Here is a 22,419-nt window from a genome sequence, read left to right as displayed (position 1 = left end):
GGCTTTAGTGTTAAGCCTAGAAATGTTAACATTACTTTTTAATGCTGTTTGTTGTACTTGTAAAGTATCGTCTTCTTTTTGGCAGTTAAAGGCTAAAAAAGCTATAGATGCACAAAACGCTACTCGTTTTATATGTTTTAATAGTGTCATGTTTTAAATTTTAATTATTTATGTTTTATTTATCAACCTAGCACATAAACATTTAAAATAATCTGCGAGTAGCTTTACCTTGTAAAACAATGCTCTAAAGGGTATGGGTGGTTTTTATTTTTTCATATTTTAGTTCGTTTAAAATTATTGTATTAGTTAGCGTTATTAAAGTGGTATTTAGTAAAACCATAGTTTCAATGCGTGTACCTTTATTATTAATTAGGCTTTAAAAACAATACACTAGAGGCATGCGCCAAAAACTTATAAAAGCGATGTTTTACCCCTTTATGTTTTAACATACCTAACACAGCAAATGTAGATATGCCTATAAATAGGTGCTTTTCTTGTTTTAGATAGTGTATTGTTTTTTTATTTATAGCCTTTACTGCCTTTTTATGTTGGTTTTGAAACACTACTAGCCTTAAATTAACATCTCGTATCTCTGTAGCTTTACAGTTTTTTAAATCGGCTTTATTTAAAGGGTTTTCAGGTTTACGTATTAAAAACTTAAAGGGCGGCTTATCGTTAAAATAGGCTAGTGCCTCTGTAGTAGTTTTTACTAAAAATACATCTACAAAAGGGTAATAGGTATTAAAGTAACATTCTAAGTTCTTTTTATACTGTTCATCTTCACTAGCTATTATAATTTGTAATGGGTCTATTTCTATAGTCACAATACTCATTTAATTTTTTTATGATTAATAGTTGTTTTTATCTCCTCAATACAAGATTGAAAAAATAGATATAAAAAGACCCTAGCTTTTAGGGAAAGCTTTATAATAGGGAGCTGGTTAAGGGTCTATTCTATATTTTATTTAAGCATATACAAGCTAGCATTGTATATACTCTCGCTATTAATAATTAACCAAACAATTATTTAAGCGTATATTTTTTATGCCATAATATATACTAAACATACCTTTTTATGTACATTTGAATAAATGGCTAAACAAACATAAAACATTATGCAGAAAAAAACAACTATTTGTTTTGTTTTTTTTCAAAACCCTATAGTTATTTATTAAATATGAATCTACCTGAACGTATAAATACAATCATTGAAACACTTGGATTAAATCGTGCAAAATTCGCAAAGAATCTTAACGTTTCTTCAACGACTATAGATGGATATGTAAAAGGAAGAAAAATAAAAGGGAAAAACGTATTTACACAACCAAATTATGATGTAATAAAAAAAATGATTGAAGTTTATAACATAAACCCCTACTACGTTTTTGGTTTAAGCAATGATATGTTTGATAAAAAAGTAGATACTAAAGAGATAAATAAAGTAATCAAATTTATTGTAGAAAATGACGAAAAAATATGTGAAAATGTGATTTTTAAAGAATATTTAAAGGCTAAGGCGTATGAAATTAAAACTGAAGAAATAGAAAATAAAGTTAAAGCCAATTTAGAACAACTGAGAAAAGAAATATTTGAAAAACTAAAAAAAGATTAAGGTAATACCTCTATTCCAATTGAATCCAATAGTTCTATTACTTTCTTTTCATTCTCTAAAATATACACATTATCTTTTTCTAAAATCTCCATAAGTATATCAAGCTTAGCTTTTCTTTCTAAAACCTTAATATATTTATTTTTTTCTTCTTCTTTTTTTTTAGAAACTTTTTCAAATAAAGAAACATTAAATTTATCTTTAGTTTCTTTATCTATAATTCCTAATTGATAGAGTTTATTTGCAAGGTTTTTAAAACTGTTTTTCATTTCCCTATCTATTATTAACTATTGAACTCTTGTCCCCAACAATTTCTAAGATTACCCTAGCAGTTTCTTCTTCAAACTCATTTACTTGCCTCTCAATTTCTTTAGGGTCTTCATTTTCATTAGCTAAAGCTTTACTAGCCATAGCAAGGTAATGCTCATCAGTAATAAACAAAATCCACCTGATTAACTTTGCAACTTTTGTATTAGAACTAAAGGATTTAAGTAATAAAAAAACAGAAAATAAAACAGCTATAACACAAAATAGATTAGTTATATAATAAGTCAAATTTCTATAATCTCCATCCATAAAGCACCACCTTATGTAATAAAGACTCACATATAATATAGTAATATGCATTACAGATTCTCCAAATACAGTTTCAGTTTTTTTTATTCTAACTATAATATAATTTGACAAAGAGTAGATAAATAAGCCCAAAAAAACGCCAAACTCCCCAAGGAACTGTTGAAGAGTCAGAAACTTCATAAATTTAGCATCTTCGGTAATTTCTGTTAATTTATCATATGCTTTTTTAGTTTTAGTTTGTTCAACTTTGTACTCTTCATACTCTTTTGTGCCAATGGCTAATTCTTTTACTTTAGCAAGTTTATCACTTCTTTTTGCTTTGGCTTGTTTCCATTCTTTCTCTGCTATTGCTTTTTCTACCTCAGACCCTTTAAAAATCATAGTTTCCTGCATAAAAAATGCGGTAATACATATTACCGCAATTGCATAGAATTTAATATTTTTTCTATTTCTAAAACTATTCTTCATCGTTGTCATATTCAGACTCCCCAGGGTCTGAGTTAGGACTTGTGCTATCTTCCTGTCCTGTTGCGAGTTCTGTGTTTTGTTCATCGTTTAAATCTTCAGCTGTACAAGACGTGAATACTACGGTTACAAATGCAAGCATTAAAAATGCGCTTAATAAATTTTTCATAAGTAAATAAATTGTTTGGTTTTTATTAAACAATAAATTACTTGATATTTATTTGCATTTGGTCGGTTAAACTAATTACTTATTCACTAAATTATTAACGTACAGCGATTTGTAAGGACGTGAATATAAAATTTTTTAGTTTAATATCGCTAAGGATTTTCCTTACATTTAGTAAGGATTTTTATTTTTTAACAAAAAAAAGAGCAAATACAGTATGGGTTAAAATCTTTATTGTTTGTTACTATTGTTTCGGCATTAACTGGTATGGATTGCTGTTTGTATGTTGCACAGGCATTTACTAAAAACACTATAATGCTTAAAAAAAAGTATTTAGTTGGTTTCATAAGGGATGGTTGTTAACTGGTTTAGTAAAAATAACCTTTATATAATAAAGCTATCTACCAATTATTAAAATATCTGTTTTAGGCTTTTCATTTTAAAATACAATTAAAAACACTAAAGATCTCTTTGTTTTACATTTGAATAGCTTGAAAATTGTTCTAATACTAATTTTAATTTGGGGTTGATATATGTTTTGCAAAACGGTTTTTCAGGATTTGCATAATAATAATTTTGAAACTGTTTTAAAGATGGTTTAAAAGTTTTAAATTTTAATACTTGTGTTATTAATGTATTACTAAATACTTTTTGAAAATCGCTTAAAAGCTTTATCGCTTCTTTTTCTTGTATTGAATTAAAGGCATAAATAGCAGATTTATATTTTTTTCGCATAGTATGGTTAGAGGTGCTTTTATGTGTGTATAAATGTACCTCGACAAGTACTTTTAATGGTATATTGTTTGAATTGAAATGTACTATTACGGCCTCTGAAAAAGTGTCGTTTTTTCCTATTGAGGCGACAAAACCTTGTTCTACTTTTTCTACGCCTTTTAAGGATTGAAACACAGCTTCTGTACACCAATGACATCCGCCTCCAAATGCTATTTTTTGTAATTTACTTTTCAATGTTTAATATATCGCTTTTTAATAATTATAAATTATGGTTGTTATTAAATTGGTCTTTTCTAATTTTTACAGCTTTAAAAGCATATATAATTAGTACCGTAATTGCTATAAAAACTAAAACGGTTCCTATATATAAGGCTATACTAGGTACGCTAAAGGCACCTTCTGTTTTGAAAGCTACACCCAAAATACCAGATAACACATAACCTCCTGTTGCTAAATACAATAAAGCGCTTGCTCTTGTTAACAATCCTAATTGTTTAATTTTAAGGTTAGATATTTCATGTTGATATGTAGAACATTTATTTGCCAATAGGTTTCCTATCTCCGTGCTTAACGTCATCATTTGGGAGGTTGTTGATAATATTAACATCCCTAAACCTGGTATAATTGTTATGGGTAAGTACCAATTCATGAGTAATGATAGTTATTTAAAAAATGTATTACTTTTTCTGCTTCCATTTCGCAAGGTTTCAATTTTTCGCCATTAGATATTATGTAATAGTTTAAGCTTATAAAATCGTTTCCGCCAAGCTCTTCTGCATATATTTTAAAACTGCTCCCTTGATTAAAATCGTTTCTAGTTACTCCATATTTTTTGCTTTTATAAACAACTTCCGAGTAGCCTTTTTGTAATTTTTGTATTTGTTTTAATATAGACATTCTTACTTTTCTATAGTGCTTAACCAATTTAACAGCTCTTCTTTATATGGGTTTCTTAATTTTTTAGCACCTATTGTTATTGTAGGAAAGTTTAGTTTTCTATTTACATAAAGACCTCTAAGTTCTTCTGCGAAAACTTCATTTTCTTCAACATCTAAAAACTGATAGGGTTGTTTTATCTCCTCAAACAACTCCTTGTAGTAATTTGTTTTATGGCAACGGGCTGCTCCATATAATTTTACTTCTGGAACTTTACTCATCATTATTTTAAGGTGTTTAAAAATTCTATTGCCGCTTCTACATTTAAGTGAAAATCGCTAAATACTATACGGTCGTGTTTATCTATAAATAAAAACCAAGGTGTGCCTCCTGTTTGGTAATTTGTCATAATATTAGATCTCGACTTACCATCTTCTCCTGCATCATGCCCGAAAGGGATTTTTAAATCATACTTTTTTTGGGTTTCTACCATTTTCTCATAGGTGTTTTCATGGTGTCCTTCGAAAACGGTTTGTACTGCTAGAAAAATAACTTTGTCATTATCCTTATGTGCCTCTACCATTTTTTTTAAATCTGGCAATCCTTTACTATGGCACCCTGGACACCAACTTTGAAAGCAGTATACTATTTTAAATAGCCCTTTATAGTTTGATAATTTTATTGGGGCTATTTTTTTACCATTAGCATCTACCCAGTCTTTAACATTAAACTCTGGGGCTTTAAATACTTCTATTATGTTCTTTTTTATGTTCCATAGTATTATGGTAAATGTTATATTATTTTAAATAATTTCTAATACCGTAGCTCGCTAAAACACCTTCTCCTGTGGCTGCTGCAACTTGCGCAATGGCTCCTTCTCTACAGTCTCCTGCTGCAAAAATTCCTTTTACAGATGTTTCTGCTAATCCTGTTGTTTTTATAAAGCCTTTATCGTCCAAGGCGATCGTATTTTTAAAGGATTTTGTATTTGGGATTAATCCTATAAATATAAATACGCCATCTGCTTCTAGAATAGTTTCTTCACTTGTTTCCTTATCTTTTATTCTTAATCCTTTGAAGGATTCATTTTCTCCAGCAACAAACTCTAGAGATACTTTATTCGTATAGGTTGAGATATTCTCTATTGTTTTAAGTTTTTCTATATAGGTTTCTGATGCTGAAAATTTGTCTGATCTGTTTACAATTTTTACACTTTTACAAAATCCTGCTAAAAATATACCTTCTTCTAGTGCAGAGTTTCCTCCTCCTACTACAATAATATCCTTATCTCTATAGAAAGCTCCGTCGCATGTTGCACAAAAGTGAATTCCTGAACCTATTAATTCTTCTTCATTAGGTATGCCTAATTTTCTGTAGGTTGATCCTGTAGATAGCACGACTGTTTTTCCTAAAAACGTTCCGCTTTTTGTTTTTACATGAAATAAGTCGTCTTGTTTTTCTATATCTACTACTTCTTCTCCTGTTTTTATAACTGCTCCGTAGGTTTTTGCTTGTTCTTCCATTTTCTCCATAAGTTTTGGTCCTGAGATAGACTGAAATCCAGGATAGTTTTCAATTTTTTCGGTAAAAAAAGCATTGCCTCCTATAGTTGACTTTTCTAGTATTAATGTATCAAAACGATCGCGTTGCGCATATATAGCTGTTGTTAGCCCTGCTGCTCCTCCTCCAATTATTATTGTATCGAAAATTTTATGTTCTTTTTCTACATTTATACTTAATAAGCGAGTTAACGCTGCATTATCTGGATTTGTATAGGGGACATCATTGATTAAAACCGTTGGAATTATTCGTTTTCCATTATTAATTGCTTCTACTTTAGTTGTTGCCCACTCATGCTCATCGACATCTATAAACTCAAAATTGATTCTGTTATCTCTTAAAAAGCTTTTTGCTCTTCTACAGTCTGGGCACCAATCTGCTCCAAACAATTGCACTCTTCCTACTTCATTTAAGCCTAATACTGAGGCTAATGCTCTATTATCTGGGTTTGTGTACGATTTATTATTAATTATTAATGTTGGGATGATTCGTTTCCCATTATTTATTGCTTCGACTTTTGCTGTAGCTTCTTTGTTTAAATCAACATCTACAAATGTGTATGTTATATTATTTTCCTTTAAATAGGTTTTAGCTCTTCTACAATCTGGGCACCAATCTGCACCATATAATATTATATCGTTCATTCGTTTTTTTGGTTTTGTAAGTGTTTTTTAATTTAAGAAATAGAGTCTCAAACTGTTTGTTTTTGAGACTCTATTTTAATTATGCATGGTAATATCTTTCTCTATAAATTTTTCCATCTTTCCATTCTGTAGCAACAACTTGTTCTGACACCATTGTGCTACCATCTTTTAATTTTAATGTCATTATTGCATCATAAAAAGTATGGTTTCCATTAACTGCATAATTTCCTACTTCGTAACCAATAAACGCTTCTAAGTCATTATTAATAAAGTCTTCTTCAAACTTTACACAATGGGCTTTCCCTTTTTTAGGTTCTCCGTTTGCTTCTCTTAATTCTACATCGTCATGTAAATAGGTTTCCATGGCTTCTATAAATTCTCCTTTAGCTAATAAGGCATGTATATGTTTTAGTTTTTTTTCTATTTGATTTTCCATTTTTTTCAACTTTAAGTTCTTAATTTATTTCTATGAAGCTTTCTTAGCTTCGTTAGTTTTGGTGTTATTACAAAAGAGCAATATCCAGACGTTGGGTTATTTTTATAATAGTCTTGATGTTCTTTTTCTGCTATATAAAAAACTCCTAATGGTGAGACTTCTGTTACAATTGGTTTATCGTAATAAGGTGTCATTTCTTTTAAAACAGCGTCTGCTATTTCCTTTTGTCTCTTATTATTATAATAAATTACTGAACGGTATTGTGTTCCTCTATCTGCACCTTGTTTATTTAAGCTTGTTGGGTCATGCGTGGTCATAAAAATGATTACAAGCTCTTTATATGAAATAATATTTGCATTAAATGTTATTTGTACAACTTCTGCATATCCCGACACACCAGAACAGACTTCTCTGTAAGTAGGTTGCTTTAAGTTATCTCCTCCTGAATATCCTGACTCTACTTTTTCTATTCCTTTTACTTCTTGAAAAACGGCTTCGGTACACCAAAAGCACCCGCCTCCAAATGTTGCTAATTGTATATTTTTAGTGTTCATTATTATCCTCCTTTTCTAGTTGCATAGCTTCTGAGTTTATGCAATAACGTAATCCGCTTGGTTCTGGCCCATCTGGAAAAACATGGCCTAGGTGCGCATCGCAAGTATTACACATTACCTCTACTCTTGTCATACCAAAAGTTGTATCCTTTTCGTATTTAATTGCGCTTTCTTTTATTGGCTGTGTAAAGCTTGGCCAACCTGTTCCCGAACTAAATTTAATTGTAGAGTCAAACAATGGCGTATTACAACATACACAGTTATACTTCCCTTGATCGTAAATACTACAAAGTGCTCCGCTATGTGGTCGTTCGGTTCCTTTTTGTCTTGTAATTCTATACTGTTCTAATGTTAGTATTTTTCTCCATTCCTTGTCTGATTTCTCGACACGTTTATCTGGAGCTGGATTGCCTTTTACAGCAAATCGGATAACATCTTTCCATGTAAGCATCATTTTTATTTGTCCTTTCTTTTTTTAGTTATACAAAGGTATTGCTTAAGTCTACGGTTATAAATATCTACATTGCCCACGTTATTGTACATTTTTCCCAGAAGTTTGTATTATGTCTTGTTTAAGTATTTTAAACCAAATATTGTCCTTGTTTTTACAAAGTATTAGGTTTAGGTTAAAGGGTGTTTATTAGGTTCTTTTTATTGCAGACTAATAAAATTATACAAGAAAATTGTTTAGTAGAGAGGAGTTGTAATTATATACATTCTCTATTTATAAAGAACACTTTTCTATTACAAAACCCGTTATAATTATTTAGCAACTATTAATTTTAATAGACTATTTATAAGAAAAAGGGTATTATTTTTTTCTAAAAGTTGTAGGGGATTCTCCTACTTGATTTTTAAAAAACTTGGAAAAATGAGATGCTTCGTGAAATCCTAAATCGTGAGCAATTTCTTTTGATGATTTCTCTGAAAAAGTTAATAATCTCCTAGCTTCAAGAATAATTCTCTCATTTATTATTTGCAATGGAGATTTATCGTTAAATTTTGCAAAAGCATTGGCTAACGTTTTGGGTGATTTATTGAGTAGCTCTGCATAATCCGACACTTTATGTTTGGTTTTAAAATGCTTATCGACTAGCAAGTTAAATTGTCTTACTACATCAATTTTTGTTTGACTTAATTCTGAATCTACCAAACTCTTTTTAACTAATCTTACAGATTTTATTAGTAAACGTTTTAATAGTACTAGTAGCATTTCTCCTTGTATATGGTCTTTGGTTTCAAATTCTTCTTCAAAAAACATATATAGTAGTTCGTAGCTTTTACGCTCTTTTTCTGTTAATTCTATCTTTATGGGTTCAGATGTTCCTAAAAACAAAAGCCCATTACACGATACTTCATGATCGTGGTCTCTAATACAATAAAACTCTCTATTAAATATATAAGATACAGCTCCTTTTAAATAGGGTTCTAGATATAACTTGTTATAAGGTGTACAAAATAGGACTTGGTTCTTTTTTAACTCTACTGTATAGCCATCTACATTAATAATAATATCTTCATCTTTTGCCCAAACTATTTTATAAAAATCGCCTTCTCCTAAGCGCTTATCGAATGATGCACAGTTAAAGTCTGTTAAAAAAAGACTGCCTTGATCTGAAAATTTCGTGTATTTAAAATTCATTATTCTGAAGCATTTAGTCATTGGTTAGCGAAACTGCTTTTCAATGATATTAATTATTATTGACAGCTGTTACTATTATCTTTAATTATTTCTAAAAAATAATTATACTTTTTATTCAATTTAGTTATCAAATAAAACATATCATTCATATAATAATTATATTATTTTAGATTATGTTATGTAAGTTTCATACTTGAAACTTTACTAATATAAAGTTTACTACTTTTACTAAAATTAAACATTTTATGGATACTATTATAATAGAAGCAGAACAGTATGTAACAGCTTTACTAAGAGATAAACTATCTCATATTTTCCTTTATCATAATTTAACACACACGCAACGCGTTGTTAAGTTTGTTAAATCCTTAATAGAGGCTGAAAAAGTATCTCAAGACGATGCAGATGCTTTAATTATAGCTGCTTGGTTTCACGATATTGGATACACAGAGGGAAGTGAAAACCATGAAGCTAAAAGCGTAACTATTGCTACTCTATTTTTAAAAGACCATAATGTGGATGATGCTACTATTGCTAAAGTTTCTAGATTAATTATGGCTACAAAAATGGATTATGAGCCACAGGATCTTTTAGAAAAAATTATAAGGGATGCAGATTGTGTGCATTTTAAAAGTAAAAATTATACAGAAATAAGCGATTTACTTAGAGCGGAGTGGGAATTGGATAAAAACACTGTTTTTAGTGATAGTGAATGGACTGAAAAAAACATAGTGTTTTGCACTAAGCATCATCGTTTTTACACAGATTATGCTAATAATAATTGGCAAAAAGGAAAAGACCGTAATTTAGTTGGGCTTTTAAAAACATTAAAAAAACAAAAAGCAGATGATAAAAAAGAGCAAATTAAAGCTGCAGAGTTTGCGCTTAAAAAAAACAAAGCTTCTCTACCGGAACGCGGTATAGAAACTATGTTTCGCGTTACGCTTCGTAACCATATTACATTAAGTGATATTGCAGATACTAAAGCAAATATTTTACTTTCGGTAAATGCTATTATTGTCTCTTTGGTATTATCTAATTTAGTCTCAAAATTAGATAATGTTTCTAATAAATACTTAATTTGGCCTACAGTTATTTTTGTTTTATTCACTATAGCTTCTATGATTCTTTCTGTATTAGCGACTAGACCAAATGTAACTAGTGGAAAATTTACAAAAGATGATGTTGCTAATAAAAAAGTGAACTTATTGTTCTTTGGCAATTTTCATAAAATGAATTTACAGGATTTTGAATGGGCTATGGGAGAAATGATGAAAGATAGAGATTACCTATACTCTTCCATGAAAAAAGATTTATACTTTTTAGGTAAAGTTCTAGATAAAAAATATAAAATATTACGCTTAACTTATACTGTATTTATTATAGGTATTATTATTAGTGTTATATCATTTGCCGTTGCTTTTAAAAGCTCTGGTGCTGCTACTGTATCTACTCTTTAATTGCTTTCATTAAATCGTTATAGGTATAAAATTCTTTCTCGCCATTAGCTTTACTATATAAAACGCTAACACGAATAGCTTTTAATCCTGTTACTGCTTGTAAGTCTTCTAACTCAACAATTTCTACATCTGTATCTAAGTATTTTTTAGACTGCAAGAATTCTACATAGCTTAAATATTCTCTTTCATCTTCTTTTTGAGAGTATACTATGGTTATTTTGCCTTTTTCTGTAATGCGTTTTTTAGTCCCTTTTATATATGCTTTATCAACTCTTTTCTTAACCACCTCGTAACGTGCATTATAGGTGCCATCTACATCAAATTGTTTCTCGTCCATTCTAAAGCTTATAGATAATGGCTGATTAAAGACTAGAATCATTGATGCGACATCTAAAGCTACTGGGAATTCTGATTGCATTAGGTAATATGCGTTTTCCATTTCGCACATGACTTGCAATTGCCACAATCTTAAATTATAAAGGTAAATAGGATTAAAGCTTTCTTCTTTAGTGATAGATTCTCCTATATACATATTATGTTCTACTCCATCTGTTTTAAATCGTTCAAAAAAGTGAGGATACATTTGTTGTGCTTCAACTTGTTTGTCATCTAGAAGACTAGCCATTTTCTTGTTAATTAGGCTTACTGTATCATCATAATTTTTTCTATGCTTATAGATAATTTTAGCTTTATCATCTAGACTACTAAAGTAGGTTGTAATATCCGATTCTAATTCTTCAGACGTTATTTTATGCTTAAATAGGGTTGTTATGTCTGTCTCAAAGAATGCATTTATCTGTTGCTCACTGTCTACCTGAAAATTAGATTTTAATGCTCTCAAATAATTGTCTATTTGAAAAATATATTGCTCATAAATTGGTAATGCTTCTATGGCTAGTGCTTTCGTTATAATAACTCTTGCCATATTTAGTTGTAAGGATAAATCTTCTTTTGTGGCCCAATTTCTTGCTTCGGAAGACCCTTTTATATCTATTTGTCCATATAGTGGATAAACATCTTCAAAAACAATTTGATTAAAGGCTACTTCATGATTTCCTATAAGTTGTTGTTTTATAAAACGCTCTGCTTCTTTTTTAAACTTCCAATGTACACTTGGGTGAATAGATGTACATTCTTTTTGTATTATAACTTCAACAAGATTCTCTTCTTCTTCTTTAGAGCGTTCTACAGCCGAAAGTATATAGGGCATTACGTCTATTAACTTATTGGCATTGATACTATTTAAAACTTTAGGTTGATCTGATACTAATTCTAAAACACCTAATAGTTCTTTATCGTTAGCTATTGGTGCTAATATTGCACTTTTAATGCCTTGTTTATGTAAGGTAGCAATATGGGCTGCATTGCCTTTAGATTTTTTATATTTCTTATCTACATCTGAAATAGAAATGGTTTTATTCTTTTTAAGTAACTGATTAAACGACCAACTACATAGTGCATCTGAACATTGGTTAGCGTCCAAATCATTTAAGAGAAAACTATTCATTCCATGACCATGAACGCGCTCAAAAGTTCCTTCTTCTTTATTATATACAGAAAACCCAACACGTAATCCTTTAAGGTTTAAAAGCGAGCTAAAAATATTATGGAAACTCTCTATAAAACTTTCATCTTGTCGCTTACCTTTACCTATTAAACTCGATTTAATATTTGAAATCGATTGGTCGTCTGTTACATCAAAAATATTAGAGATAACAAAGCCTTTAAATAAATAACTATTAGGTGGAAATTTTTCTTTCCATAACTCTATATTGTCAAAATTATCTATTAATACATCTATATCTTCTTGTGTAATTTTTATGGCTTTCTCTGTTGGAATAATTTCCATAAAATCTGCATTATATAGAATTTTATAGTAATGTATTACTCCGTTAGCATCTGGGATTTCATAGAAAAAAGGGCGTTTAAAGTTTAGGTTAGCACCATAACAATGGCTTAATATAATGGTACATGCAATAATATACTTACCATCTTCTGGCATATTGGTTATTGTTAACTCAAAATCGTCTCCTGCGTTTTTTATAATGTTTTGAAAACGTTTTGATGAATTAAAAATAATATTATGAAACGGTACCGAAGCTGTTTTTATCTCATTATTAGTAAGCACTTCACTAAACGAATCTTGTAGTATAAAACGAATTTCATTTTTATACGTTTCTAACAACGTAGGATCGCTAAACCCCTCTCTTAAAACAGGTAGCGATTCTTGAGCTTTTAGTATACGTTTGGCTTTTGCTGCTATAAACTCGTCATCACTTTTTGCTAACGTTTCGTATTGTTCTAAAAACTTATTAAAACTAACTTTTAAAATAAAAGGGGATTCTAGATTATCATTTATATCGTTCATACTTCTGTCCTTTACTTTAGCAAATTTACGAATTATTGAATTGGCAGGTTTATAATTAACAATTTACCGCTTTGCTGTTTTTAAAAAATAAACATGGGTGTTTTTAATTTATTAAATAATTAGCACTTAATACTTTATTTCGTTTCCTTCATTAATTTATATAGTAACTTTGCTTATTCTAACTTTAGACGTAAAACTTACTATGAAATTTCAATATACGGTTCTCTTATTTTTGTCCAGTTTTTGTTGCAAGTCCAAAAACTATACAGACATAGCAATTTAACAACTACTATTGGGTATCAAGGTAACTTTATACATAAAAACGCAGATGAAGCTTTAGATAGCGTTATTAACTTTTAAACCAATACTTATTTTAAATCTATTTTTTGTTCCAAATACTTTGTTTTTACTTGTAAGTATTTCATATACCTAACGTATAGCTTAATGGCTAAATATATTAGAGTTATTCCCCCTGCTACTTGTATTACAGTTAAAACTATTGATAAAATTTGTAGTGCTGCTATTATTTCCATGGTTGCTTATTGATCTGTTGGAGAATTATACTCTCTATAGTCTTCTAACTTTTTATAATTATCTAGTTTAAAAGAGCCTTCAAAAGTTTTAGATTCTGTATATATATTCATTCCCATAAGATTCCATTTTAAACTTCCATCTATATTATAAAAGCCTATTCCATCATTATTAAATTTAACTATGGGTGTATTAGTTTGCTCCCATACAAACCCGCTTATAAAGCCTGTTAAATTACTGGTATTACTTAATGCTAGATATTTACCCTCTACAAAAATAATACGTATGTTCGCATTAATATTAAAAGGGATATTATCTTCTAAAACGATGTATTTAGAGGGTACATTATAATACCCCATATTTTTTTGCTCTATTGTTTTAGGGCGTTCATTTATGGTAAAGTGTTTTACTTTTTGGTCTTCCTTTTTAGAAACACTTATAAAAAATTGTGCAACTCCTATAATTAAAAGTATAGCAGCAGAATTTTTAAGAAGCTTATCTTTAGGTAAAATAGATCTACCTACACTTATATAGCCCACTATTAAATAAAGAAAATACAAGTATAGTACAACGTTTAAGATGCTCCAGATTATATACATTTTGGTTGGTTGTTATTATATTAATTATTGCAATTGTTATTGTTTTCTAGAAATGCTATCTGCCATTATTAAAGCATTATAAGCATTTACTATTTTACCAGATTTAGACAACTCATTAAATGGTGTCATTTTGTCTTTATCTTCTCGTGTAGGTGTTTTTACAGGAAATGTATATTCTACACCGCTATCCATAATAATATGTTTTACTTGGCTTGCGGTTAGGTTGGGGTAATGTAAGAAAATTAGCGCGGCTACTTTAGAGGTTAACGCTGCCGCTAATGATGTACCAGTATCCGTAATATATTCGTTATTAGGTAGAGTTGTATAGATCTCTACAGCTGGGGCAAAAACATCTACAGTTGTTTTGCCATAATTAGAGTTTATATAATATAAATTTTCGTTAGGTTCTCTTGTAGAGCCACCAACCATTAAAAAATTATCTGAAACTTCAACACCATTTCCATTATGGTCGTTAGGATAAGTAGTAATTTCGTCTAAATTTATTCTAGAGTTCCCCGCTGAACTTACAATTAATACATTATGTTGTTCCGCATATTTAAGCGCATCAAAAACCCACTCCTTGTGTAAAGAATAATCTTTACCAAAACTCATATTAATTATTTTTGCACCATTATCTACAGCATAACGTATAGCTAAGGCTATATCTTTATCATGTGTATCTCCATAGGGGGCTATAGCTAAAGGCATTATTTTTATAAAATCTTCTTTTATTACTCCTGCAACTTCTGTTGCATGTTTATATAAGTTAAGATTCCCTGAAACGTTGTTATTACCATAACCTATATCATTAATGTCATTTTCATCTTCATTTAATATATCTCGTTCATTAAAATCTATATTGCCTCTTTTTTCAAATTTGTTTTTATAGATATTATATACTCTATTAAAATTTTTGTCTGTATCATTATAATCTAAAAAATCTTTAATAAGATCAACATGTTGTTTTAAACCATTACCAACTGTATCAATTTTATTTAATATTTCATTTGAATAATTATAGTTTGGAAAATACTTTTTTAAAGCTGTTCTAGCTTTAATATATTTTTCATAATAACTATGAACACGTTTATAACTTGTCTCTAATCTTTTTTTTGTATCGAAATATATTTTATAGAATTTTTTATATTCTTTTATTTCGTTATTCACAAGGTTACTTGTATCTATTCTGTTATATTTCTCTTTGTAGTAACGGTAAATTCTTACGTATTCTTTATTCGCTTCAGTTATATTTTCGTTTTTTAAATTACCTATAAAATTCCAACCGTTATTGTCATCTATGTAATTATTGTTATCATCATCTATGCCATTATTTGGCACTTCTCCTGCGTTCAGCCAAATGTTTTTTTTAAAATTAATATGGTTAATATCCATTTCAGTATCTATGACAGCTACAATAATATTACTCCCCGTTTTATTGTTTAATAATTTCGTTTTTGCATTATACCAACTTATTCCAGAAACACTATCTTTTTTTATATCCATTGTATACCATTTTTTTTTTAACAACCTCTATACTTACTTCACATATTTCTCTATTATCTGCATAAAATACAGAGTTCTCTACATTGTTTTCATAGTAAATTTTTATGTTTTTTTGAGCAAAACAATTTGAAATGAAAGGAATAAAAAGTGTTAGTGTTAAAAATAATTTCATAAGTGGGTTTTATTAATTAATAGCGTTAGTAAATTTATGTGATATATAACTAATGATAAAGTGAGGGGGCTGTAAATTGGTTTATAATTCGATTTGTGATTGTAAATGTTGTGTTTTCTTAAATTAAAAACAACAAGTAAATATGAAAGATTGTCTGATTTTATATAATCAGTCTGTTTTTTTTAATGATTTTATAAAGAATGAAGGTTTAATACCTGTTTTTCTAAAAAATGCTTTAGAAAACGGTTCTGCATTTTTAAAACCAACTTCTTTAGCGATAGCTTCAATGCTCCAATTAATAAATATTTTATCACTAGATTTTAATTGTTGTATGGCGTAATCAACTCTTAAATCATTAATGTAATTTACAAAAGTTTTTCCTCTATGATAATTAATAATTTTTGAAAGATATACCAAATTAGTATTCATTTTTTTTGCTAGTATAGAGCGATTTATATTTGGGTCTAAAAAACCATGCTCTTTTTCAAAGTTTTCTAGTTTACATATTAGTTCCGTAATTAAATCAGGCTTTATACCCATATTTTTTTTCGTAAGGTCTTCTTTTTCTTTTTGTGAGAGAGAATCATTATCTGAGGATTCTAATTGTCTCATCAATATTTTAAATTTTTGCTTATATTTTTTATGTTTTAAATGTTTCAGTATTAATAATATTATCAATACAATTATAAATATTATTCCTGTTACTATTTTATATAAATAGTTATTCTCTATGGATTTTATTTTAGCATTAATTTGTTTTCTTTCTGCTTTTAATTGTACTCTATTATATTCCTTAATTAGTTTAGTGTCTAAATAATGAAAATTTTTATTTATAATACTGTCTATAACAAGCATTCTTTGCACATAAGCTAATTGATTGTGCAAGTCATTTTTATCTTTATAATAGTTAACAAGAATTTCATAACCTTCTCGAAGTTCTGGATAAATATCTTTCGTTTTTAAAAACAAAGAGTCCATTTTCTTTAAATGATATATAGCTTTACTTGGATTATGTAAGTGCTTGTAGTTTCTTCCTATAAAAAAATGTGATATTGTTGTGTTTGGATTATTCTTTCTTTCCTTTAAAACGGGAAGAGCTTTAAATAGATAAGTTTGACTTTCATGGTATTTACCAATATCTGATAATGTAGCTCCTTTGTTAAATAAAAAAGCTGCCTGGTATGCTTTATTATTAATTTCTGTAGCTAATTGTAAGCCTAAATCACAATAATAGAGTGATGAGTCAGTTTGTTTTATAAGTCTTGTAACATCACTCATATTATAATAAGCTCCTAGTTTCCCTTTGACTAAACCATCTTTTTCATAAAACTTCATTACTTTTCTATAGATAGTTAAAGCTTCTTCGTTATAACCTAGCCTACTTTTTAAAATAGCTATGTAGTTTTCAACATCAATATCTTCTTGTTCTGCACTTTTTCTAGCTTCAATAAAGTAATCTAGAGCGTTTTTATAATTACCATCATTGTACAGCTTTATCCCTTTAAAAAAATAGCCATATTTGGGGTAATTTTTATAGTGTTTGTTTTTAGTTATTGAAATAATACTGTCTGCATAAAAATTATCACTTTTAAGTCTGTTAAATATGTAAAGATTACGATAAGCTATGGCTTGCCTTAAAGTGTCTTTCTCCCTTTTTGCTTTTCTTAAATATGCTTTTATAGATAAGATTGAATTTATAGTATCCTCTATATTTACATGTTTAAATAATTCATTGTACTCTAAATAAGAAAGGGAGTCTATTTTTTTTAAATTCTCAATATCTTGAGAATGCCCTATACTATAAGATATAAGAATTAAAAATATGAATATTTGGTTAGCTTTTATAATGTACAATTTTGTGTTTTCTAGAATTAATAAAATCTACTGCATTAAAAATAATAGATTCTAAGATGTGTACTAAGAAATATTAGATGATTCTTTATTTTCTTATACTGATTATAGAAAATCAGTGTAATAAAGGCTCTGATTTTATAAATCACGACTTACCTTCCTTGCAAACCACTAATCCTCGCCATTACATTTGCCTCTGTCGAAAGCCGACAACACTTCACAAAAAAACAAATACTTTTATGGCATTAGAAAACTTAATAAGCGTAAGCTTTACAGAACAAGAATTAACCGATTTAGACACCCACCTAACAGGGATACAAACGGTACTAAATGGTAAAACCGTAAACCTAACCACAGACCAACGCCAACAATACGGCCGTATAGCCAACCAAAATAAACTAATAGTAGATAAGGCTAAAAACTTTATGGAGCAGCACCCAAACTGGATTCCTAATTTTTTAGACAAAGCCGAGTTCGATAACGATTATACCGCACGCCAACAAATAGAAAGCCGTGTACAGTTACTAGAAAACCTAGCCCAACAGCTTATAGACACCAAAACCTTACTAGACCACGATAATTATACCAATGCGCTAAGCTTTTACCGTATGGTGCGCTTTTTAGCTGGCGAAAACGAGCCAGGAGCCCAAGCCGTGTATAGCGATATGAAAGTGCTGTTTAGTAAAAACACGACTAAAACAGAACCCAATATACCAATGGACAATGCACAATAATTTTTAATAACTAACACCATTAAAACTAACAGTATTACCCCTTAACACTATGCTTACAAGCATTATAATACTGGTGTTAATGATTGTAACGATGGTTTTAAGTAGTAAAACCACTAATGCCGCCCCTGTTTAGTAGCCCTACAAGGCTTACTGTAACCTTTTTAAGGATTAATTAAGTCGTTATAAGGATGCTTTTAAGGCCTAGCAGGGGTAACATTAACGCATATAACCCTAAAAGTAACCCTTGTAAGCATTAAAATAACCCTTAAAAGGACTTAGGCGAGGGGTGAAACCCCTAAATTAAGGGGTAAGGACTATTAAAGTAATGCTTGTAAGTACTTTAACAAGGAGGAAGAAGGCGTTTTTTTGAATTAGGATTTATGATTATTAAAAATGTAAAACCGTAAAATATAAAATGATAAATGTAAAAGTTAAAATAGCGAACATTATGAGTTAAGATTAACGAATAACGAATAACGAATAACGAATAACGAATGCTGAATGCTGAATACTGAATACTGAATGAGAAATAAAACGAAACCGTTAGTTTGAGTTCCTTCCTTTTTTTTAAAGGAAGGTGGGTTTTTTAAACTAAAAAAACTCGGATGGTTTTACCAAAATAGCGAAGCTTATTTTAAAAGAAAAAGATTAACGATTTATGATTGTTAAAAATGTAAAACCGTAAAATATAAAATGATAAATGTAAAAGTTAAAATAGAGAATATTGTGATTTAAGATTAACGAATAACGAATAACGAATGCTGAATACTGAATACTGAATACTGAATACTGAATACTGAATGAAAAATAAAACGAAACCGTTAGTTTGAGTTCCTTCCTTTAAAAAAAGGAAGGTGGTTTTACCAAAATAGCGAAGCTTATTTTAAAGAAAAAAAGATAACCATAGTAAAAACTATTAATCAAAGAGAATGTTTTATAAGATTCCCACTTTCGTGGGAATATAACCAGCTCACCATGAAAAACGAAACCATACAATGCATTGTTATTAGCGAAGATGCTAATTACAAAACCAAAGTAGAACACTTTTTAAAGGCTAATGGCGAAAACGTAACCATAATATTAACCAATACACTAATGGACGCCTTAATGTATCTAGACGAAAAACCACCGTTTAAACTATTAATACGCAAACCCAATAAACCGTTAGAAGCAGAAGATATAGAAAACTGTAGGCGAGTGGTAGAGCGTGATATGAATTTTAGAATTGTAGTATTCCAAAAGGAGCATAAAGATTTAACGATGCTTTTAAATTTAAGCAGTTTGCGTTTTTTACAGCAAGAAAAAGGATTGTTTGCTAAAATGAAACTAAAAACGGTTTTGAAACAATTATCTGGAAAATGACATTAAAAAAGTAGCCCAATCGTCAGTTCGAGTGCTGCGAAGTATGAGCAGTGTATCGAGAACCAATGAGAGTTACCATTAATAAATGACGCATGTATACGCAAACATAAAATATAAATAGAAACAACAACAAGATTCCTGCCTGCGCAGGAATTAGAGAAACGCTGGCCAGCAACCAAAGGCGATAACCGAAAAGCCTTTTAAAAATAGAGTAGGTAGAGTAATATATAAAACTATAATAGAATGAAACAGTACATAAGTAAACTAGTATTAAGCTTAAGTGTAGTAGCACTGCTTTTTAATTGCGAAACAGAAGAGTTAAGCGAAACCAATAACGTTGTAGAAACACCGCCTAAATCTACTATTCATAAAATAACACACGATAAAATTATAAAAAATAAAACCCTTAGCAAACAATTAAGTACACTTACCAAAGCAATAGAAACCCATAATAAACAACACAAAACAGTATACTCTAGCGCCTATAATTTTTATATAAATACAGATTATGCCACTTATATAGAAAACCCAGATGGAGAAGGGCATACTTATACTTTTAACATACAACGCGACACAGAAACACCAGTGTTAGAAAACTTAGTGCTTTCCTCTACAGACAATAATAATTATACCATGCATTTAGTAACATATAATATTACCGCGCAAGAAAAAGAGCGCTTAGCGCAAGGCGATGTTATAGACTTAAATAATAAAGTATCTAGCGTAACACTAGACGACGCGGGGTTATTATCGGGCATTTTTAATAAAGAGACCACTATAACCTGTTTAGAAATTGCTATAAGTTATTGTAAATACAATAACGGGGCACATAGCGAGGGCTACGAGGAGAACGGAAGTCAATGCCCAGGGTACGCAGAGCAAGTTATAGCTACAGTTGGAGATTGCGACAATTCGTCTAATGGTAACTCTACAGGTAATACCGATACTACTAACGATACTACAGACCCTACAAATACCACAAATAATAACACTAACACCTCTACAAATACAACCACTTCTAACGGCGGCGGTGCTAATACACCAGTTACAAGCCCAACACTTTGTACGGATTGTCCAGAAATTAGTGAAGAAGATTGTGAGGAGAATTTACAATCTTTAGCTGAGTTAGAGTCTGTTTTTGGAGCAGGAAATATTGTTTCTAATTGTCAGTTAAGTGCTTCAGATGTTCCAACTGAATTACATTTCAATACTCTAGAAGAACTACAAGATTTTATTAACGGATATAATGAAATTAAAGATAATGCTCCTGTTGAAGTGAGTGTTACAGAAAATGATGATGTTCTTTCACCAAACCAAGTAACTACAAAATTTAAGTTTATTGGTTGGCCTTACGTAATACATAGCGTTTATGTAAAGCAACAATTAGGAGAAGATCATCAGTTTTTTACAGATTATTCGGTAGTAGAAGTTACATCTGACATATCTGGAGTAACCTTTATGAAAGATTGGGAGCAAACTAATTGGCAAAATTCTACAGATAGTTATAATTCTACAACTATTGTGAATGGAAATTTAAACGTAACTTTGTTTTATCAAGGAGTTGGAAGATTGTGGACTACACCAATAACTTTCACTCTTGTTACTAATGCTACAGATGGTAGCTCAATATCTCAAAGTTGGGATTAAATATATAATAATGAAAAGTAGACTTTTTATAGTATCGGTTTTAAGTTTTATTATTTTTAGTTGTAAAACTACGGAAGATAAAGTGATTAGAAAAAATATTCCTTTAACTCAAAAACAGTATAATATTATTAAAAAAGATAAAGAGATTAGTAATGGTTTATTGTTAGCCATTAAAGATTCTGTAAAAACAGAAAAAATTAATGATGCCTTGTCTATTTATTTTGAGAACAAAAATAAAAAAGAGTTGACTAGTTTGTTAGAATTGTTAAGAGTTTTTAAAGGAAGTAATGCTACTTTTAAAACAATACCAACAGACAGTATTGATATGAGTAAAGCAATTATAATAGATTCTTATGAAGATCTTAAAAAGTTTAAAAAAAGAGATACTGAGAACATGAATTTACTTAAAGAGAATTTCAATAAAGCAAAACCTAAGGTTATTATAGATTCTACTATAATCAAGAAAGACTCGTTAAATTAAATTATGGAAAAAACAATAGAAGAATTCAGTTGGGGGTTATTTACATGGCAAGCTTTAATAATTTTAGGGTTTCTGGCTATAGTTTATTTAATTTATAAATTTGTAACTAAAAAGAAACCTGAATAGTTACTTGTTGACTCTCGTCTGCGACGAGTTATTATTTACAATATATGTAGATACAGAAAGAAATAAAAAGCTTTCGTAATGTAAACATTGCGGGAGCTTTTGCTGTCTCTGTGTTTCTACTTTTAGGATTAGACAACAAGTATATTCAAGCTTGATTTAGTCTGTTCTCAGGTTATATTAAGCTTGTTTTTGTCTGTTGGAGTCAATGTTTTCGGCTTTTAAAAAATAATAAGTTATTTTTTTCATATTCTTGCTACCACAAAACCACAGCTACCACAAATATTATATATTACTATATTATAACATACTATATATTAAATAG

At 29.6% G+C, this 22,419-nt stretch carries 27 protein-coding genes and 1 pseudogene; 8 read left to right on the top strand and 20 right to left on the bottom strand.

The window, feature by feature from the left end; all coding sequences use genetic code 11:
* Positions 1 to 365 precede the first annotated feature (365 nt).
* Positions 366 to 833: a hypothetical protein gene (locus ACVC08_RS02135; protein WP_452600823.1), complete on the bottom strand. Its 468-nt coding sequence runs from the start codon at positions 831 to 833 to the stop codon at positions 366 to 368.
* 344 nt (positions 834 to 1,177) lie between these two features.
* Here ACVC08_RS02135 and ACVC08_RS02130 point away from each other — a divergent pair, with 344 nt between their 5' ends.
* Positions 1,178 to 1,612 (top strand): helix-turn-helix domain-containing protein, encoded by a 435-nt coding sequence (locus ACVC08_RS02130; protein ID WP_452600822.1) that lies wholly within the window; start codon positions 1,178 to 1,180, stop codon positions 1,610 to 1,612.
* Here ACVC08_RS02130 and ACVC08_RS02125 read toward each other — a convergent pair.
* From ACVC08_RS02125 to ACVC08_RS02060, 14 genes are all read right to left on the bottom strand, one after another.
* On the bottom strand, positions 1,609 to 1,878 hold the full coding sequence (locus tag ACVC08_RS02125; protein WP_452600821.1) for a hypothetical protein: 270 nt from the start codon (positions 1,876 to 1,878) through the stop codon (positions 1,609 to 1,611). The genes ACVC08_RS02130 and ACVC08_RS02125 overlap by 4 nt on opposite strands.
* 4 nt (positions 1,879 to 1,882) lie before the next feature.
* A complete protein-coding gene (locus tag ACVC08_RS02120; RefSeq protein WP_452600820.1) occupies positions 1,883 to 2,653 on the bottom strand; it encodes a hypothetical protein in 771 nt (256 codons plus the stop codon).
* Positions 2,643 to 2,819: a hypothetical protein gene (locus tag ACVC08_RS02115; RefSeq protein WP_452600819.1), complete on the bottom strand. Its 177-nt coding sequence runs from the start codon at positions 2,817 to 2,819 to the stop codon at positions 2,643 to 2,645. The genes ACVC08_RS02120 and ACVC08_RS02115 overlap by 11 nt, the downstream gene beginning before the upstream one ends.
* Positions 2,820 to 3,007: 188 nt before the next feature.
* On the bottom strand, positions 3,008 to 3,163 hold the full coding sequence (locus ACVC08_RS02110; protein WP_452600818.1) for a hypothetical protein: 156 nt from the start codon (positions 3,161 to 3,163) through the stop codon (positions 3,008 to 3,010).
* Positions 3,164 to 3,275: 112 nt separating this feature from the next.
* Positions 3,276 to 3,785 carry a peptide-methionine (S)-S-oxide reductase gene (locus ACVC08_RS02105; protein ID WP_452600817.1) on the bottom strand — a complete coding sequence of 170 codons (510 nt, stop codon included), beginning with the start codon at positions 3,783 to 3,785 and terminating at the stop codon, positions 3,276 to 3,278.
* A 25-nt stretch (positions 3,786 to 3,810) separates the two neighbouring features.
* Positions 3,811 to 4,200, bottom strand: a complete 390-nt coding sequence (locus tag ACVC08_RS02100; protein ID WP_452600816.1) for a hypothetical protein — start codon at positions 4,198 to 4,200, stop codon at positions 3,811 to 3,813.
* On the bottom strand, positions 4,197 to 4,448 hold the full coding sequence (locus ACVC08_RS02095; RefSeq protein ID WP_452600815.1) for a peptide methionine sulfoxide reductase: 252 nt from the start codon (positions 4,446 to 4,448) through the stop codon (positions 4,197 to 4,199). The genes ACVC08_RS02100 and ACVC08_RS02095 overlap by 4 nt, the downstream gene beginning before the upstream one ends.
* A 2-nt stretch (positions 4,449 to 4,450) precedes the next feature.
* Positions 4,451 to 4,711: a glutaredoxin family protein gene (locus ACVC08_RS02090; RefSeq protein WP_452599617.1), complete on the bottom strand. Its 261-nt coding sequence runs from the start codon at positions 4,709 to 4,711 to the stop codon at positions 4,451 to 4,453.
* A complete protein-coding gene (locus ACVC08_RS02085) occupies positions 4,711 to 5,181 on the bottom strand; it encodes a peroxiredoxin family protein (protein ID WP_452600825.1) in 471 nt (156 codons plus the stop codon). Before ACVC08_RS02085 ends, ACVC08_RS02090 begins: the two co-directional genes overlap by 1 nt.
* 43 nt (positions 5,182 to 5,224) lie before the next feature.
* Entirely contained in the window at positions 5,225 to 6,631 is a 1,407-nt protein-coding gene (locus tag ACVC08_RS02080) for an FAD-dependent oxidoreductase (RefSeq protein WP_452600814.1), read from the bottom strand.
* Positions 6,632 to 6,710: 79 nt separating this feature from the next.
* Positions 6,711 to 7,067: a hypothetical protein gene (locus ACVC08_RS02075; RefSeq protein WP_452600813.1), complete on the bottom strand. Its 357-nt coding sequence runs from the start codon at positions 7,065 to 7,067 to the stop codon at positions 6,711 to 6,713.
* Between the two features lie 11 nt (positions 7,068 to 7,078).
* Entirely contained in the window at positions 7,079 to 7,621 is a 543-nt protein-coding gene (msrA, locus tag ACVC08_RS02070; RefSeq protein WP_452599621.1) for a peptide-methionine (S)-S-oxide reductase MsrA, read from the bottom strand.
* A complete protein-coding gene (msrB, locus tag ACVC08_RS02065; RefSeq protein WP_452599628.1) occupies positions 7,611 to 8,072 on the bottom strand; it encodes a peptide-methionine (R)-S-oxide reductase MsrB in 462 nt (153 codons plus the stop codon). The genes msrA and msrB overlap by 11 nt, the downstream gene beginning before the upstream one ends.
* Before the next feature lie 360 nt (positions 8,073 to 8,432).
* Positions 8,433 to 9,263: a helix-turn-helix domain-containing protein gene (locus ACVC08_RS02060; protein WP_452600812.1), complete on the bottom strand. Its 831-nt coding sequence runs from the start codon at positions 9,261 to 9,263 to the stop codon at positions 8,433 to 8,435.
* A 245-nt stretch (positions 9,264 to 9,508) separates the two neighbouring features.
* Between ACVC08_RS02060 and ACVC08_RS02055 the strand changes: the two genes are divergently transcribed.
* On the top strand, positions 9,509 to 10,723 hold the full coding sequence (locus ACVC08_RS02055; RefSeq protein WP_452600811.1) for a Pycsar system effector family protein: 1,215 nt from the start codon (positions 9,509 to 9,511) through the stop codon (positions 10,721 to 10,723).
* Here the strand turns inward: ACVC08_RS02055 and ACVC08_RS02050 are convergent.
* A complete protein-coding gene (locus ACVC08_RS02050) occupies positions 10,713 to 13,091 on the bottom strand; it encodes a GAF domain-containing protein (RefSeq protein ID WP_452600810.1) in 2,379 nt (792 codons plus the stop codon). The two genes, ACVC08_RS02055 and ACVC08_RS02050, sit on opposite strands and share 11 nt — an antisense overlap.
* A gap of 246 nt (positions 13,092 to 13,337) precedes the next feature.
* Between ACVC08_RS02050 and ACVC08_RS02045 the strand changes: the two are divergent.
* Positions 13,338 to 13,451: pseudogene (locus ACVC08_RS02045) on the top strand (recombinase); the annotation flags it as partial.
* A 179-nt stretch (positions 13,452 to 13,630) separates the two neighbouring features.
* Here ACVC08_RS02045 and ACVC08_RS02040 read toward each other — a convergent pair.
* The 4 genes from ACVC08_RS02040 to ACVC08_RS02025 form a co-directional block, all read right to left on the bottom strand.
* Complete coding sequence (locus ACVC08_RS02040) at positions 13,631 to 14,221, bottom strand: hypothetical protein (protein WP_452600809.1); 591 nt, start codon at positions 14,219 to 14,221, stop codon at positions 13,631 to 13,633.
* 36 nt (positions 14,222 to 14,257) lie between these two features.
* Positions 14,258 to 15,724 carry a S8 family serine peptidase gene (locus ACVC08_RS02035; RefSeq protein ID WP_452600808.1) on the bottom strand — a complete coding sequence of 489 codons (1,467 nt, stop codon included), beginning with the start codon at positions 15,722 to 15,724 and terminating at the stop codon, positions 14,258 to 14,260.
* A complete protein-coding gene (locus tag ACVC08_RS02030; protein WP_452600807.1) occupies positions 15,705 to 15,896 on the bottom strand; it encodes a hypothetical protein in 192 nt (63 codons plus the stop codon). The genes ACVC08_RS02035 and ACVC08_RS02030 overlap by 20 nt, the downstream gene beginning before the upstream one ends.
* Before the next feature lie 168 nt (positions 15,897 to 16,064).
* A complete protein-coding gene (locus ACVC08_RS02025; RefSeq protein ID WP_452600806.1) occupies positions 16,065 to 17,750 on the bottom strand; it encodes a helix-turn-helix domain-containing protein in 1,686 nt (561 codons plus the stop codon).
* Positions 17,751 to 17,986: 236 nt separating this feature from the next.
* Between ACVC08_RS02025 and ACVC08_RS02020 the strand changes: the two genes are divergently transcribed.
* The 5 genes from ACVC08_RS02020 to ACVC08_RS02000 all read left to right on the top strand — a co-directional run bounded on the left by ACVC08_RS02020 (position 17,987) and on the right by ACVC08_RS02000 (position 22,097).
* Positions 17,987 to 18,481 carry a hypothetical protein gene (locus ACVC08_RS02020; protein ID WP_452600805.1) on the top strand — a complete coding sequence of 165 codons (495 nt, stop codon included), beginning with the start codon at positions 17,987 to 17,989 and terminating at the stop codon, positions 18,479 to 18,481.
* 975 nt (positions 18,482 to 19,456) lie between these two features.
* Positions 19,457 to 19,843, top strand: a complete 387-nt coding sequence (locus ACVC08_RS02015; protein WP_452600804.1) for a hypothetical protein — start codon at positions 19,457 to 19,459, stop codon at positions 19,841 to 19,843.
* A 243-nt stretch (positions 19,844 to 20,086) separates the two neighbouring features.
* Entirely contained in the window at positions 20,087 to 21,490 is a 1,404-nt protein-coding gene (locus tag ACVC08_RS02010; protein ID WP_452600803.1) for a hypothetical protein, read from the top strand.
* A 10-nt stretch (positions 21,491 to 21,500) separates the two neighbouring features.
* Positions 21,501 to 21,971 carry a hypothetical protein gene (locus ACVC08_RS02005; protein WP_452600802.1) on the top strand — a complete coding sequence of 157 codons (471 nt, stop codon included), beginning with the start codon at positions 21,501 to 21,503 and terminating at the stop codon, positions 21,969 to 21,971.
* 3 nt (positions 21,972 to 21,974) lie between these two features.
* Positions 21,975 to 22,097: a hypothetical protein gene (locus tag ACVC08_RS02000; RefSeq protein WP_452600801.1), complete on the top strand. Its 123-nt coding sequence runs from the start codon at positions 21,975 to 21,977 to the stop codon at positions 22,095 to 22,097.
* The last annotated feature ends 322 nt before the right edge of the window (positions 22,098 to 22,419 follow it).

It is taken from the genome of Pontimicrobium sp. MEBiC06410 (genome assembly GCF_053601615.1).
Note: the sequence above shows the minus strand (reverse complement) of the source record. Positions and strands in the feature narration are given on the sequence as shown.

What these genes read in the sequence shown, in the direction of transcription:
- ACVC08_RS02135 (WP_452600823.1), bottom strand. Translation starts at nt 833, where the DNA reads ATGAGTATTGTGACTATAGAAATAGACCCATTACAAATTATAATAGCT.
- ACVC08_RS02130 (WP_452600822.1), top strand. Translation starts at nt 1,178, where the DNA reads ATGAATCTACCTGAACGTATAAATACAATCATTGAAACACTTGGATTA.
- ACVC08_RS02125 (WP_452600821.1), bottom strand. Translation starts at nt 1,878, where the DNA reads ATGAAAAACAGTTTTAAAAACCTTGCAAATAAACTCTATCAATTAGGA.
- ACVC08_RS02120 (WP_452600820.1), bottom strand. Translation starts at nt 2,653, where the DNA reads ATGAAGAATAGTTTTAGAAATAGAAAAAATATTAAATTCTATGCAATT.
- ACVC08_RS02115 (WP_452600819.1), bottom strand. Translation starts at nt 2,819, where the DNA reads ATGAAAAATTTATTAAGCGCATTTTTAATGCTTGCATTTGTAACCGTA.
- ACVC08_RS02110 (WP_452600818.1), bottom strand. Translation starts at nt 3,163, where the DNA reads ATGAAACCAACTAAATACTTTTTTTTAAGCATTATAGTGTTTTTAGTA.
- ACVC08_RS02100 (WP_452600816.1), bottom strand. Translation starts at nt 4,200, where the DNA reads ATGAATTGGTACTTACCCATAACAATTATACCAGGTTTAGGGATGTTA.
- ACVC08_RS02095 (WP_452600815.1), bottom strand. Translation starts at nt 4,448, where the DNA reads ATGTCTATATTAAAACAAATACAAAAATTACAAAAAGGCTACTCGGAA.
- ACVC08_RS02090 (WP_452599617.1), bottom strand. Translation starts at nt 4,711, where the DNA reads ATGATGAGTAAAGTTCCAGAAGTAAAATTATATGGAGCAGCCCGTTGC.
- ACVC08_RS02080 (WP_452600814.1), bottom strand. Translation starts at nt 6,631, where the DNA reads ATGAACGATATAATATTATATGGTGCAGATTGGTGCCCAGATTGTAGA.
- ACVC08_RS02075 (WP_452600813.1), bottom strand. Translation starts at nt 7,067, where the DNA reads ATGGAAAATCAAATAGAAAAAAAACTAAAACATATACATGCCTTATTA.
- msrA (WP_452599621.1), bottom strand. Translation starts at nt 7,621, where the DNA reads ATGAACACTAAAAATATACAATTAGCAACATTTGGAGGCGGGTGCTTT.
- msrB (WP_452599628.1), bottom strand. Translation starts at nt 8,072, where the DNA reads ATGCTTACATGGAAAGATGTTATCCGATTTGCTGTAAAAGGCAATCCA.
- ACVC08_RS02060 (WP_452600812.1), bottom strand. Translation starts at nt 9,263, where the DNA reads ATGAATTTTAAATACACGAAATTTTCAGATCAAGGCAGTCTTTTTTTA.
- ACVC08_RS02055 (WP_452600811.1), top strand. Translation starts at nt 9,509, where the DNA reads ATGGATACTATTATAATAGAAGCAGAACAGTATGTAACAGCTTTACTA.
- ACVC08_RS02050 (WP_452600810.1), bottom strand. Translation starts at nt 13,091, where the DNA reads ATGAACGATATAAATGATAATCTAGAATCCCCTTTTATTTTAAAAGTT.
- ACVC08_RS02040 (WP_452600809.1), bottom strand. Translation starts at nt 14,221, where the DNA reads ATGTATATAATCTGGAGCATCTTAAACGTTGTACTATACTTGTATTTT.
- ACVC08_RS02035 (WP_452600808.1), bottom strand. Translation starts at nt 15,724, where the DNA reads ATGGATATAAAAAAAGATAGTGTTTCTGGAATAAGTTGGTATAATGCA.
- ACVC08_RS02030 (WP_452600807.1), bottom strand. Translation starts at nt 15,896, where the DNA reads ATGAAATTATTTTTAACACTAACACTTTTTATTCCTTTCATTTCAAAT.
- ACVC08_RS02020 (WP_452600805.1), top strand. Translation starts at nt 17,987, where the DNA reads ATGGCATTAGAAAACTTAATAAGCGTAAGCTTTACAGAACAAGAATTA.
- ACVC08_RS02015 (WP_452600804.1), top strand. Translation starts at nt 19,457, where the DNA reads ATGAAAAACGAAACCATACAATGCATTGTTATTAGCGAAGATGCTAAT.
- ACVC08_RS02010 (WP_452600803.1), top strand. Translation starts at nt 20,087, where the DNA reads ATGAAACAGTACATAAGTAAACTAGTATTAAGCTTAAGTGTAGTAGCA.
- ACVC08_RS02005 (WP_452600802.1), top strand. Translation starts at nt 21,501, where the DNA reads ATGAAAAGTAGACTTTTTATAGTATCGGTTTTAAGTTTTATTATTTTT.
- ACVC08_RS02000 (WP_452600801.1), top strand. Translation starts at nt 21,975, where the DNA reads ATGGAAAAAACAATAGAAGAATTCAGTTGGGGGTTATTTACATGGCAA.